General features: G+C 63.3%; 10 protein-coding genes and 1 pseudogene. 3 read left to right on the top strand and 8 right to left on the bottom strand.

The features are described from left to right. Positions 1-387: 387 nt before the first annotated feature. Entirely contained in the window at positions 388-708 is a 321-nt protein-coding gene (locus tag AC1RQP_RS06765; protein ID WP_018454792.1) for a DUF736 domain-containing protein, read from the bottom strand. Positions 709-1,530: 822 nt separating this feature from the next. Here AC1RQP_RS06765 and AC1RQP_RS06770 point away from each other — a divergent pair. Continuing rightward, positions 1,531-1,749 (top strand): hypothetical protein, encoded by a 219-nt coding sequence (locus AC1RQP_RS06770; protein WP_492936340.1) that lies wholly within the window; start codon positions 1,531-1,533, stop codon positions 1,747-1,749. A gap of 120 nt (positions 1,750-1,869) precedes the next feature. Here AC1RQP_RS06770 and AC1RQP_RS06775 read toward each other — a convergent pair whose 3' ends face one another. The 6 genes and pseudogenes from AC1RQP_RS06775 to AC1RQP_RS06800 all read right to left on the bottom strand — a co-directional run bounded on the left by AC1RQP_RS06775 (position 1,870) and on the right by AC1RQP_RS06800 (position 12,150). Next, positions 1,870-2,793 carry a DUF2493 domain-containing protein gene (locus AC1RQP_RS06775; protein WP_492936341.1) on the bottom strand — a complete coding sequence of 308 codons (924 nt, stop codon included), beginning with the start codon at positions 2,791-2,793 and terminating at the stop codon, positions 1,870-1,872. Between the two features lie 338 nt (positions 2,794-3,131). Continuing rightward, positions 3,132-4,193 carry a DUF7146 domain-containing protein gene (locus AC1RQP_RS06780; RefSeq protein ID WP_492936342.1) on the bottom strand — a complete coding sequence of 354 codons (1,062 nt, stop codon included), beginning with the start codon at positions 4,191-4,193 and terminating at the stop codon, positions 3,132-3,134. Beyond that, positions 4,193-8,512 carry a strawberry notch-like NTP hydrolase domain-containing protein gene (locus AC1RQP_RS06785; protein WP_492936343.1) on the bottom strand — a complete coding sequence of 1,440 codons (4,320 nt, stop codon included), beginning with the start codon at positions 8,510-8,512 and terminating at the stop codon, positions 4,193-4,195. Before AC1RQP_RS06785 ends, AC1RQP_RS06780 begins: the two co-directional genes overlap by 1 nt. Positions 8,513-8,696: 184 nt before the next feature. Beyond that, positions 8,697-10,814, bottom strand: coding sequence for a ParB/RepB/Spo0J family partition protein (locus AC1RQP_RS06790; protein WP_492936344.1), 2,118 nt, complete (start codon positions 10,812-10,814; stop codon positions 8,697-8,699). A gap of 103 nt (positions 10,815-10,917) precedes the next feature. Continuing rightward, a pseudogene (locus tag AC1RQP_RS06795) lies at positions 10,918-11,147 on the bottom strand (zincin-like metallopeptidase domain-containing protein); the annotation flags it as partial. Positions 11,148-11,268: 121 nt separating this feature from the next. Beyond that, positions 11,269-12,150, bottom strand: a complete 882-nt coding sequence (locus tag AC1RQP_RS06800) for a protein-L-isoaspartate O-methyltransferase family protein (RefSeq protein WP_492936345.1) — start codon at positions 12,148-12,150, stop codon at positions 11,269-11,271. Positions 12,151-12,275: 125 nt separating this feature from the next. Here AC1RQP_RS06800 and AC1RQP_RS06805 point away from each other — a divergent pair, with 125 nt between their 5' ends. Beyond that, positions 12,276-12,851, top strand: a complete 576-nt coding sequence (locus tag AC1RQP_RS06805; RefSeq protein ID WP_492936346.1) for an RNA polymerase sigma factor — start codon at positions 12,276-12,278, stop codon at positions 12,849-12,851. Beyond that, positions 12,851-13,141 (top strand): hypothetical protein, encoded by a 291-nt coding sequence (locus tag AC1RQP_RS06810; RefSeq protein WP_492936347.1) that lies wholly within the window; start codon positions 12,851-12,853, stop codon positions 13,139-13,141. Before AC1RQP_RS06805 ends, AC1RQP_RS06810 begins: the two co-directional genes overlap by 1 nt. 81 nt (positions 13,142-13,222) lie before the next feature. Here AC1RQP_RS06810 and AC1RQP_RS06815 read toward each other — a convergent pair whose 3' ends face one another. Next, positions 13,223-13,369, bottom strand: a complete 147-nt coding sequence (locus tag AC1RQP_RS06815) for a zincin-like metallopeptidase domain-containing protein (RefSeq protein WP_492936348.1) — start codon at positions 13,367-13,369, stop codon at positions 13,223-13,225. Between the last annotated feature and the right edge of the window lie 77 nt (positions 13,370-13,446).

Raw genomic sequence — 13,446 nt, forward strand, 5'->3', positions numbered from 1 at the left:
GCGTTTTGGCTGGCCGGGCGTCAGGCTTAGTCGCAAAGCCGGTGCTCGGTCTCCCACAAAGGCCGTTCAGCCATGTTGCAGATCCGTGGCATGGCAGACGGCCGCCCCGACGGGCCGGCACGAAGGTCGTCTCCATCCTCGACCAGTTCTTCTTGACTGCTTTGAGCCGCCTGAAGCCCCGCTCGTGATTCAGCGGCAGCATTTGGCCGCTCCGCTGCGCTTCGTGAGAAACGCCGGCTCGACTGCCCGAAGGAGACCAATGAGCCGAAATGGGACGGTTTCTTCTCATGGCCAGTTTGCATCAACGTCGGCCCGACTTAACCGGAGCGCTTGCACCGGGATGACCAAGCCCCGCCCGGCGAACCGGACGGGGCTTGGTGGGCGCTCTTACTCGCCGTTCTTGCGCGGCCGCGACCAGAGCAAGGTGTAGCCTTCACCGCCCTCGTCATCGAACAGGTTCGCGTAGATCGGAGCGTTGAAGGAAGGATCGTCGAGCTTGAGCGAGAGGTAGTCGCGGCCCTCCTCGGAGCGCTTCGACCAGGCTGCGCCGATCTCCGCCCGGCCCACGTAGATGCGGTGGCTGGGGGCGTTGTCGTTGGAGCGGTTGGTCTCGGCGACGATACGGACGCCCTTGGCTTGCAGGCTCAGGGTGACGATCTCGCCCTGGAAATCGTTGCCAACCTTCTTGAAAGAACCGATGTTAGCCATGTCACTTCTCCTGTTGTGTTTCGAGCCCGCGACCACCGCGGCCTCGATGGCGATCCAGGGCCGAGGACGATCGGCGACGCACCCGCACGGGCCGGAGCGCAGCGGAGGACGTCGTTGTGGCGACTTTCTTGTCTCGCGAGGAATGGGCGAAGCCCAGGGGAAGAAAGTCGCATCAACGGCGTTGCGGCTCAGACGATCGAGGCGAAGCCGGTCTTCGGCCAGATCGAGCCATCAACGAGGCCACGTGCGTCCGCGTGCTGAACCACAGTCTTAAGGAGAAGCGTGGCTATCTCGGTTTTGACGAACAAGAGGTCGGAACGATTCAGCGGGGAAGAGAAATAATCTCCTGCAAAAGCCGGTATCGTCTCCCAAGGACCGATCGAGGTTAGCGCCGCTCCGCCGCGGATGCGTGGGCCAGGCCGGATACCGGCAGCTTGATCGAGGAGTTCAGAGGAGGCCTGCCTCGCCCGCGCTCAGATTTCGATCATCCCCCCGTTCACCGCGCCGATCTGCGCGTACTTTTCGACGATGAAGGCGGGAAACGATCATCCTTCGAGGCCTGCCGCCGTAAGAACCGGTTAGGACGAGTTCTCTACCACCGCGCCCGGCTCGAACGGGCCGGTCTTCGCCAAAACCATCAAGCGCGTCCATGACGTAACGCCAATGCAAATCGCGCCGAGGCAAGCGAAGACTTCACGCCATGCCGGCGAAGGAGCCCTTGGGACATGGCGAATGCCACCTGAGCCGGCAACAGCGGCAGGAACAGCGAATGCTCGCGATCGCAATGCGCAAGGCCGAGGACCGAGTAACAGCAAAGGTGACTTGGCCGAGGGCGAGCGTCAGCGAACCGCCGGCCGTCGCGATAAGCAGCGCACCAATGAGGCCGGCACCGCTCTGAAACGCCGTGATCCCGATACTCAGTGCGACAAAAAACGGCAGCGCATAGACCGCCAGCGCAAAATCAGCCAGCAGAATATTCCGATGCCGAATATGCTGGAGACAAGCCCAAGGGCAAGCATGGTGGCGACTCCAAATGCATAGGTGCAACGATCGCGCCTTCCACCACCACCAGGCGCAACTTCGAATCCATAATTTCTAAAACGAGACGGAGTTGCGGCGCATGCAACTCCGCCTCCTCGTTTAGAGGTTGGAAGGCGGCGCTCACGCGCCGCCAAACCTCCAGACCGGGATGCCGAGCCGCTTCGCCTTGTCGGCGAGGTTGTCCTGGATTCCGGTGCCAGGGAAGTGCATGACGCCGATCGGCAGGAGTTCGAGTATGGCATCGTTGCGCTTGAACGGTGCTGCCTTGGCATGTTTCGTCCAGTCGGGCTTGAAGGCGATCTGGGCCACTTTGCGGTTGGTCGCCCATTTTGAGGCGATCAATTCGGCCCCCTTCGGAGAGCCGCCATGGAGCAGAACCATGTCGGAATGCTTGGCGTGAACCTTGTCGAGACGATCCCAGATGAGGTGGTGGTCGTTGAAGTCGAGCCCGCCAGTGAGTGCGATCTTCGGTCCTGCCGGCAACAGGACCTCGGTCTCGGCGCGACGCTTGGCCGCGATGAAGTCGCGAGAGTCGATCATCGCCGCGGTCAGCGTACGGTGGTTCACCAGCGATCCCGATCGGGGGCGCCAGAATGAGCCCGTGTGAGTCTCGAAGCGTTCGACGGCCTGGTCGCGGAAGAGCTCCAGGCAATTGCGACGCTCAATCAGCGTGATGCCTTCCGCCGTGATGCGCTCGAGTTCGACGGATCGAACTTCGGAGCCGTCCTGCTCATGCTGGCTCTTCCGCTGCGCCTGTTCGTTGTCGTCGAGTTGGCGCTCGATGCGGTCGACGGCACGATGGAACAGGTTGACGGTCGACCAGAGCAGATCGTCAAGGTCTGGCTCGAGCCGAGTGTCGCTCAACGTCGCGACCAGGGCATCGAAGATATCGGCAACCGCGCCAGCAACGATCTTGCCCTCGGGAAGCGGCCGTGGATCGGGATGGTCGTCGAAGGGGCGGTACCCGAAGAGCTGCAATTCAGTTAGAGCATGGTCGGTTGGAGACGTGGCGTGCGGCGGTTCGATGTCGTCATGGTCGGTCATGAGAGAGGTCCTTGCCGGATCGGCCGCGACCATCGCGGCCTTCGTGGCGATCACTCAGGCGGCGGGCGGAACGGGCCAGAACCCGGAGAGAAGCGGAGGGCCGAAGCGGCAGCGGAGGATGGCGGAGACCGGCTATTTTGCCTCGCGATGCAAAGCGCGCCGCTCAGATGGCTAATGTGACTTTTCATCGCCGGCGCGCGGCGGAAAATAGCCGGACGCAGCCATTGCCGGCCCGGACCGCTTGCCGTCCGATCGCCCTCTAGAAGGCCGTGGTCGCGTCCTCTTCCGGCAGTGGCCGCACCGCGACCGACCTGTCGACGCCCATCGAAATGCCGGAGCTATTCCGCGGTTGCCATCGACGAATGCAGAAAACGGACGACGTCCTCCGGTACGAGTTGAAGTAGCAACGCTGCTCGGAGGGCCTCGAGGCCGAAGATGTGCAGATCTTCATTGAAGTCGCCCAGTCGAGGCGACAGCGGGATCACTTCAATCCCGACGGCTTCTGCGCTCTGGGCGAGAATAGCCTGTCCGGCATCTCCAGCAGCATCGTCATCGCGAGCAATATAGAGCCGACGCAGAGCAGATGGCAGCAACATGGCTGCGAGATGATTGGCCGAGAGCGCAGCGGCCATGGGCAGGGTCGGAAGTGCATAACGCAGCGACAGCATGGTCTCGATCCCCTCGCCCGCAGCGAGCACGTCGTCCACCACTCCGAAGCGAACGGCCTTGCCAAGCTGGTCGCCCATGGCCCGTCGTGGCGTGTCGATCGGGGCCTTGCCGAGCCGCACGCGATCGAAGCCGTGTGGATCTAGCCAGGTGCGATGCACGCCGGTGATCCGTCCCTCGAGGTCCGTGACCGAGCCTATCATCGCCGGCCATGTTTCGGTCGGCAAATGCTCGTCCGGTCGGTAGTAACAACGCGGGTGGAAGCGAAGGCTGCCACCATGATGGATTTGGCCTATTCCGCGGCCTTGCAAGTACGTCTCGGCTAGCGTCCCTTCGACGGGGCTGGATATCGCAAAGAGCCGACGAGCGGCTTCCTGCGATCCGGCCGGCGCGACTGAACGAATAGGTTTCGGAGCGAATTGCGGCTCTGAACGAGGCAGCTTCAGAAACCGCCTCGCCTCCTCGGCGACCTCGCGAAAGTCTCGCAAGGCCAGCCTTTCGCGAATGATGTCGAGGAGATCACCATGTTCGCCAGTTGCAGCATCGGTCCATTTGCCGGCGGAGCCCTTCGGCGATTCCTGGAGCCGCACGAACAACGAGCGGCCCGGAGTGTTGTGGACGTCGCCGACTACCCAGTACCGTCCCGCCCGCTTGCCATTGGAGAGATAATGTCGGCACACCGCCTCGGCCTCGCGCGCGAGGCGGCGTGCTAGCTCGGAGACATCGCCGGACATCACGCGGCCTCCCGCTCACTGACGCCCGTAACCGGATAGGTGTCGAGCACCCTCGACAGGACATCGATGCCGCTCGTCTCCGTGGGCACGAACATGCGCAGCTTCCAGGAGATGATCTCCCCAAAGAGGCCGTAAGCACGGAGGCGATCGCGCATCGTGTCGTTGAATCCCGACAGCTCGATGCGATATGCACCCATCACCCGGACGCGGCGAAGCTGGAGCCCCTCCGCAAGATCGAGGATGGTCCGTCCCTCCATCAGCGCGGCAAAGGCAGCGCCCGGTGTCAGCGCAGGCGCGTCCGTCGCAAGGACGCTTGCGACCCACGCGGCCGAAACCTTGCGGCCGATAATGCGTTCTCCCGCGTCGGTCTGAAGTCGATAGACGCGGGTCGATTCGTTCGGCAGCCGCTTCCAGATGGGGAGCAGCAAGCCCGCCACAACGTGGATCGTGCTTTCCGTGAACTCGGGCACCTCGGCAAGCTCCGCCAGCCAGGCCGCGGCAAAACGTTCACAATCTGCTTCGTCCCAATGACTTTCGGCCATGGTGGTCAAGGGGACCGTATGCTGATCCATCGGCCGGATCAGGCTGACGCGCCGCTCGATTTCGCCGTCGTCGAGCATGACGCTCGCCGCCGGGACCTGCACCGCAGCTCGTCCGGAACGTTCATTGATCAGCAGGACGGCATGGCGATCGGAGAGACGGGCAAAAGCATCATCCAAGCTCACTGGACGATTGCGCTGGCGCTGCGTGATTGTGAGCAGCCGGGTCTCGGCGCCGGTGCCGGGATGGGCATAGATCGTCCGCCGGTCGGTGACGACGAAGCTTTCGGCACGGAGTGTCTCCAGCCCGACGTCATAGGTGCCTGACGCGACCGCGCCCTCGATACGACTGGTCAATAGCTGCTCAAAGGCCGTGAACAAGACATTCTGAAGATCGATGGTGAGCGCCAGCAACCGGTTCAGGAACGTCGTGATCGGCGGCAGGTCATCTCTCAGCCCGTTAGTGTCCGTCAGCTTCAGGCCGGTCGCATCCTCAAACCTCTCAAGCGAGCAACCGTCGACCTTGCCGCGCACAAGCAACGTGTAGAGTTGGCGCAACGCGTCACGCCCGTACTGGCTTTCGAGATTGTCCTCGGACCGGAAAAGCCCCTGCCCTCCGGTCTGGCGCTGGCCACGGGTAATGGCTCCCAATGTGTCGAGCCTGCGGGCAATGGTGCTGAGAAAGCGCTTTTCGGCTTTCACGTCGGTCGCAATGGGGCGAAACAGCGGCGGCTGCGCCTGGTTGGTCCGGTTGGTGCGACCGAGCCCCTGAATCGCGGCGTCGGCCTTCCAGCCGGGCTCGAGCAGGTAATGGACCCGCAACCGCCGATTCCGGGCTGACAGCTCGGCGTGATAGCTCCTCCCCGTTCCGCCGGCGTCGGAGAATACGAGGATGCGCTTGACGTCGTCCATGAAGGCCGAGGTCTCGGCGAGGTTGGCTGAACCGGCTCGGTTTTCGACCACCAGCCGGTCGCTCTTGCGAACGATGCGGCGCGAGCGGCCCGTCACCTCGGCGACCAGTTCGGTGCCGAAGCGCTGGATGACCTGATCCAGTGCCCCAGGTACCGGCGGCAGCGAGGCGAGCTTCTCGATGAGGCGGTCACGGCGTGCGACGGCTTCCCGACTCTCGACCGGTTGGCCGTCGCGATAGACAGGCCGGGAGCAGAGGTTACCTTCAGAGTCGGTAAAGGGCTCGTAGAGCTGGACTGGGAAGGAATGGGCGAGGTAGTCGAGAACATACTCGCGCGGCGTGATGTCGACCTGGACGTCGCCCCATTCTTCGGTCGGGATCTCGGCGAGCCGGCGCTCCATCAGCGCTTCGCCCGTCGACACGATCTGGATGACCGCGGCGTGTCCCGCCTCAAGATCGTTCTCGATCGATCGGATGAGCGACGGCGTCTTCATCGAGGTCAGGAGGTGCCCGAAGAAGCGCTGCTTGGCGCTTTCGAAGGCGGATCGTGCCGCGGACTTGGCCTGCCCGTTCAGCGTTCCCGTTGCGCCGGTGATGTTGGCGGCCCGCATCGCCGCATCGAGGTTGTTATGGATGACGCTGAACGCACCGGCATAGGCGTCGTAGATGCGGACTTGCTCCGGTGTAAGCTGGTGCTCCACCAAGTCGTACTCGACGCCCTCGTAGGACAATGAGCGGGCCGCATAGAGACCGAGCGCCTTGAGATCGCGCGCCAGCACCTCCATGGCCGCGACGCCGCCCTCCTCGATCGCTTCGACGAACTCGGCGCGTGTCGCGAACGGGAAGTCGGCGCCGCCCCAAAGGCCGAGGCGTTGGGCATAAGCGAGGTTGTGCACCGTGGTTGCGCCCGTCGCCGATACATAAACGACGCGAGCATTCGGCAGCGCGTGCTGGAGCCTCAAGCCCGCGCGCCCCTGCTGAGAGGCCGCATGGTCACCGCGCTCCCCCTTGCCCCCGACTGCATTCTGCATGGCGTGGCTCTCGTCGAAGACGATCACTCCGTCGAAATCCGAGCCCAACCATTCGAGGATCTGCCTGACGCGCGAAAGCTTTTCGCCACGCTCATCGGTGCGTAGCGTAGCGTAGGTGGCAAATAGGATGCCATCCGATAGCCGGATCGCCGTGCCCTGGCGAAAGCGCGACAGCGGCGTAACAAGCAATCGCTCCATGCCCAGCGCGCACCAATCGCGCTGCGCATCCTCGATCAGCTTGTCGGACTTGCTGATCCAGACCGCGCGGCGGCGGCCCTTGAGCCAGTTATCGAGCAGGATCCCGGCGACCTGCCGCCCCTTGCCTGCGCCGGTGCCATCGCCCAAGAACCAGCCGCGCCTGAAGCGGACGGCATTCTCTGCGTCGCCGCGCGCGGCCGCTACGACATCAAAGGTCGCGTCGATCGTCCAGGAGCCCGCGAGAAACTCGGAATGTGCCTCGCCGGCATAGATGATGCTCTCGAGCTGGGCATCCGATAGAACTCCGTCTGCCACCAGACTCGAAGGGAGGTGCGGCCGGTAGGACGGCTTCGGTGGCGCAACGGACGCCATCGCCGCGGACTGCACGAGTTTGGTCGGGTGCGCGCACGATCCGGGAATACGGATCGACTGCATTCCGTATTCTTCATAGAGCGCATCGGTGAGCCGGGCGCCTTCCGGCGGCGACCAGTCGACCGTCTCGTACGCTAGTTCGACGCCTTCTGGCGATGCGCTTATCGAACAGAACGAAGAGCGTGGTGCAACGGCGCCGACCGATCGTGACATCGCTGGCCGCCCGATGGCAGCGATCTCCGATCGTGGGGCCACGGGCAGCCTTTCAGGCACATGCTGGTCCACCCAGCCAAGCAAGGTCGCGACATCGCCCGCCATTCCTGGCGAGGCAGGAAAAGCTTTCGGATCTGCGGCGGGCAGCTTGTCGATCACAAGCAGCCTCGTATCCGTCCGAGTGCCATGCTTGGCGTAAAGGCTGCCGTCGATAGCCGCAGAAAACACGACCCGCCCGCGTTCCTGGAGCCGCACAAAGGCATCTCGCCATGTCGGGTTATCCGGCGCGAAGCTCGCGCCAGCGATGGCGACGAGGCGTCCACCGTCGCAAAGACGCGCGAACGCCGAAGCGACGTGGCGGAGAGCCGCATCCGCCATCCGTCGATCGACATTGGCCAACGCGGAGAACGGCGGGTTCATCAGTACGACGCTCGGTACGAAACTGGCGTCGAGATGATCGTCGATCTGGGCGGCGTCGAACCGCGTAACCTTAACGCTTGCGAAGAGATGATCGAGCAGCGACGCGCGGGCCTCGGCCAGTTCGTTCAACACCAAGGCACCGCCAGCGAGCTCGGCAAACATGGCGAGCAAACCGGTGCCCGCCGATGGCTCGAGAACACGATCGGCCCGCGTAACGCCGGCTGCGGCGCATGCCGCCAGCCCGAGCGGGATCGGCGTCGAGAATTGCTGAAGCGCCTGACTGTCCTCGGAACGCCGCGTATGGGTCGGCAAACAGCTCGCGACCTTCACAAGCATCGGCAGCATGGCGACGGTCGAGCCGGCCTTGGAGCGCATGGCCGGGCCGAACTTGCGAAGGAACAGAACGGTTGCCGCCTCGCAGACGTCATAGGCGGTCTTCCAATTCCAAACGCCGGCCGTGTCGGAGGCGCCGAAAGCAGACTCCATGGCGCTACGCAGAACAGCGGCATCGATGCGACGGCCGCGTTCGAGTTCGGTCAGGATCTGTCGCGCGGCCCTGACAGCGGCAGAGGTGAGATTTGCAGCGGCACGCATGGAGAGCGGCGTGGCGACGCCGCCGGCAAGAGATTCGGTCATGGCAGGAATTCTTTCGGAGAGCAGGAATGGGTCGAACCATCAGGCGCTCTCCTCTGACCCCGACGGCTCAAACCCTTCCCGGCCCGGCTCTCCCTCTCAAGCCTCGCCATAAGAATGGGGACCAGCGCTGCGCACCGGTCCCCAAGCAACCGCAGGACGGCCGGAGCCGTCCCGCTCTGTATTTTCACTCAGCCGCGTCGAGTTGTTGCGGATCGACGTCGCTGCCGTTCTCCTGATCCTCCTCATCGGCGAGGAATTCCGGCAGCCGGCCCGGCTCGCCTTCCTGCTCCAGTGACGCCGCATCGAGATTGACGAGACGTAGCGGCTCCGGCAACCAGCCCGAGCCATCCAGCAGGCGCTCGGCCTCCTTTGCCATCTCAGCCTTCTTCAGATGATCGATCAGTTGTGCCGACGACTCGCCCTTGGCTTCCCGCACGGCCTCCAGAATGCGCGGCTTGGTAACCCGGCCGAGATAGTTGTCGACGGTCGGTCGCCAGCCAGCTTGCACCATGTCGAGTCCGACCGCGCGCGCCAGCACATCAGCCTGGTCGAGACGGCTGCGGACACCGTGAGCGGAGACGCGCCCCTGATTGTAGCGATTGGCCGGCTCATAGACCGCGTTGGCGGCAAATGATGCACAGTGGGCGAACAGCGACGCCTGTGCACCACCATCAAGAGCCGTGAGCGCCTCCCAGAGATCGTTCTCGCTCTTCGGCAACCGTGCCTTCCAGGCCTCATGTCGCGCCTCGACGGCCTTAGCGGAGACGCTTTCTCTCAGCCCGGGAGCTTGAGCGGGAAAGTTCGGCGTGCGAAGGCTGATCTCAAGACAGCTCCCAGACGATGCGAACCGGTAAAAGGCCGTCAATACGAAGTTATGCAGCACCGCCTGGAACGCGACCGCAGGATTTTCTGCCAGCGCATCCCGCAATGCCAGTGTACGATGCGCCGTCAGTTCGATAATTAGCCGATCCGGAAGAGGCCTGGCCGCATCCTCATCATCTTCTTCAGCATCAGGAGCACTACCTGCGACCTCGATGACCGTGCGCTGGACGGAAGACCCCTCTTCTTGACCTTCGCTCGACGACGCATCCGCGCCCTGCCCGACGTCAAGATCAGTTGCCGTCACCTCGTCCTCCGGACGGACGTAACCGCGGTCCACGGAGAGGCGTCCTTCGGAATCGATGCTGATGAAGACACCGGCTCGGGCGATCTCCGTCGGATCGTAAAGCATTGGCCGATTTTCGAACGCCGCCAGCGCCGCCTCGATTTCACCGAGACGCTGATCGATCTCGTCGGGCAGCTCGTCGGCATCCTGATATTCGGTTTCCAGCCTGGCTTGCTCGGCGCTCAGAGCATTGATGGTGGCCTGCTCCTCAGCCGAGAGATCGACAGGCTTGCCTTCGATTTCTCGTAGGCCTTGAGTGTGACCGTAGGAGAACTCTACGGCGACTGAGATCCATTTCCAGCCTTCGGCAGCTATCGTCTCGGCTTCGGCCTTGAGCTTTTCGGTTACGAGGCGGTCGAGCAGCACGACGTCCTGAAGCCAGCCGCCGTCGTCGTGCTCGAACAGATCCCGCAGAACGCCGCCGCCCGCGTGCTGATAGGCATCGAGGCCCACGAATTGAGCCCGACGATCGGACCCGCGCACGGTGTTCTCTGTGAGCAAGCGCCGGATCTGGTATGGCTCGTCATAGCCGAAACGGCTGACATTCTCCCAGACTTGTTCCTGGCGGGCGTGATCGGCCGTGACCGAGAACGCCATGAGCTGCTCGAGCGTCATGCCGTCTTCGGCATAGACCTCATGCAGCTTCGGCGAGACCGACGCCAGCCGCAGCCGCTGCTTCACGATCGCTGGGTTCACGAAGTGCCGGGCGGCGATGTCTTCCTCGCTCATCCCGAGATCGCGGAGGGTCTGGAAAGCCCGAAACTGATCGAGCGGATGCAGACCGACCCGCTCATCGTTCTCCGCCACCGAATCGTCCGCGGCGATGCCCCCTTCACGCACAACGCACGGCACCGCCTGCGTCTTGGACATCCGCTTCTGTTTCACCAGGAGCTCGAGAGCGCGATAGCGCCTGCCGCCCGCCGGCACCTCGAACATGCCGGTCTCGTTGCCTTCAGCATCAACGACGGCCCGGACACTCAGACTTTGCAGAAGCGTACGCTGCGCGATGCTCTCGGCCAGCTGCTCAATCGAGACACCGGCCTTGACCCGGCGAACGTTCGACTGGCTGAGCACGAGCTTGTTGAATGGGATGTCCCGGGACGGCGACAGCGTGATCTTTTGGACGGCTTTCGTCATTTTGGCTCTCCACGACGGGCGGCCGTGAGACTCTCTCTCGGCTTCCAACCCGTCGCGAACAACCTCCCCTCCTCTCACTCTCGCGCAGCCACCAGGCCCAGCATCACGCCGTCTCGTGATCGGCGACAACCGAATCCAGCGACGGAAGCTCAATGGACCCGGGAACGAAGCCGAGCAAATAGTCCGCAGCCTTGCTCGCCTGCGAGGCGGCCCGCACGATGGCGCGATTGTCTTCGCGCAGGACTCCCAGCCATGCCCCATATAATCGGCATGACGCACGGTCGGGACGACCCCGAGCGACGCGCAGCTGAACGCAGAACTCAACTCGGCGATTTATCTGAACAGTCAACCTGTCTCAGACGTTGTTCATAGCGAGAAGAACGCTCGTTGCGCTAACTATCTAGGACCACGTGCGACGTGAGACAGTCTTGTACGATCGAAACTTTTCGTTCGATCACTTCTGAGCGGCGGCGCCTGCGGCGATAGGATCGCGTTCGAGCCAAAATCCTGGCGCCTGAAACCAGACCTTCTCCGCATCGTCATGCCCAGGATCACCGACGTGCAGCGCGCGAATCGGGACTTTACCAGGTGGCCAACCTTCGAGCGCGGCATGCAGACGCTTTCCCGCCTCCTCGTCGCGTCCCCACACACAAGGATAGACAGCCACGCCGCCAATCGAACAGGCCTCGAAACGGTCTCCACGCCGGATCACGCGGAGAATAATGCCCCTCCAGGATGCACTGGTCAGCGGCATCAGAAGCTGGCCGCCTTCGACAAGGCGATCGAGCCAGAGACGGGATGGGTGGGTGGATCCAGCGAACACGATTACGATGTCCAACTCACCAATGTCCACCGACCGGCCGTCGGCCGAGACGACGTTGACCTGAGGCCAGCTCGCCAGATTCTCTCGGGCCTGCGCCGCTAGCGCTGGGTCGGTTTCCACCGCCGTGACGCGACCGGCTGGTCCGACAATTTCGGCCAGCACCGCCGAATAGTATCCGGTCCCGGCACCGACCTGGAGGACGCGTTGGCCGCGCGCGACGTCGAGATGTTCCAAAATGCGTGCCCAGAAGCTGGGCATTCCATTGTTTAGGTTACGGCTCGCATCGAGCGCCACGAGAACGTCATGATAGAGCCAGCGCGGGTCGGCGTTGGGAGTCAGGAATGGGTCGTTGTCGTACGGGTCCGAGATGATGCGCCAGGGTCCCGGGCCGACGAATTGCTCGCGTGGAACAGACGCGAATGCCTCGATCAGGCGAGGGTTGCGCAGAACCGGGGTCTTGTATCGCAGGTCTTCGGCATACCAGCGGCGGGCCGCTGCCAACGTGTCGTCCATGGGCGTCTCCTATTGCGATGCAGACGATACGCCTGCAGTCCGCGCGCGCGGACACATCAAAAAAAACTTTATCCGCTGTCCGCGTTAGGCTCGGTGATGCGCATAATGGTTTGGCCATGGAAAGATTGACGACAGCTCTGAATACTCGCGACGTGGTTGCCCGCACCGCCGATGTTGCGTCTGCCATCGATGCGTTATCCGATATCGATCTCGTGCGGCTCAAAGCTCTGGCGCGGTTATGGAGTCGCCGCTTGCCAGGAGGACTGGGCTGGAGCGACGTCCTCCACGAGGCGATTGCGCGCGTCCTCGACGGCTCGCGGCCATGGCCGCACGGCGTGCCCATCCTGGCATTCCTGTCGGGCGTTATGCGCAGCATCTGCAACGACCATTGGCGGCGTTCACGGCACGAGCAAAGGCTGCTGGTGAGCCGCGATGATCCGGACCAGCGGAGCTGGTCCAATGAGGAGGCCGACGACGCGCCCGACCCAGAGCGGGTCCTCGCCGCCGCACAGATGCTGGCCAACGTCTATCGGCTGTTTGAGACGGATCCGCTGGCGCTGAAGATCATCGCCGGGATGGCGGACGGCCTGCCAGCCAGAGAGATCTGCAATGTCCACGATATGTCCGAACTCGACTACGACACGACGCGACGGCGGATGCGGCGCACGCTGGTTCGCCATCAACGGAACTGGAGCAAGTGATGACACGCTGGCACCCAAGTCTGGATCTGGCCCGCCTGCTCGAAGCGTTGAGCGAGGAGATCCTTGCCGCAACCGATGAGGACGTGCGGCAGACGTCCGGCCTGCAAGGATGGAAGATCGCAAACACTGCCCACGAGGTCAGAGGGCTGATCACGGCCGCGCGCGCGGACCTGGATGGGAAGCTTGACCGGCACTTTGAACGGGACTTGAATAAGGATCTGAGCGAGCCCGGTCCAGGGCTGCGGCCGACGCGGGGGGCCCGCTGCTCGTCACATAATCAGCGGCATTGAGCGAGCACGGCGGGCACCCTGCAATGGGGCGCTTACGTGGCGCGCCCCGTCCAAGTTGATTGGTACTGCCCTGCTGGGCGTTCAGCCAATCGGCGATTGGCTGAGCCTTGCTGGCTGCCTTGTGAAGATGGCGCGTTTGTCGGAGCGCAGCACTTCGAGCCAGGATGCGGTAGAGCGGGCGTGATCCGGTCGCGGCTCGACCGTCAGATTGAGGTCGGCACAGATCATTGCGCGTTCCAGCCGATCGTGATCACCGATTCCAGGCGATCGTGATCACCCATTCCAGAGCATCGTGATCACCACTT

The sequence above is a fragment of the Bradyrhizobium sp. GW821-FHT13H06 genome (genome assembly GCF_058803975.1).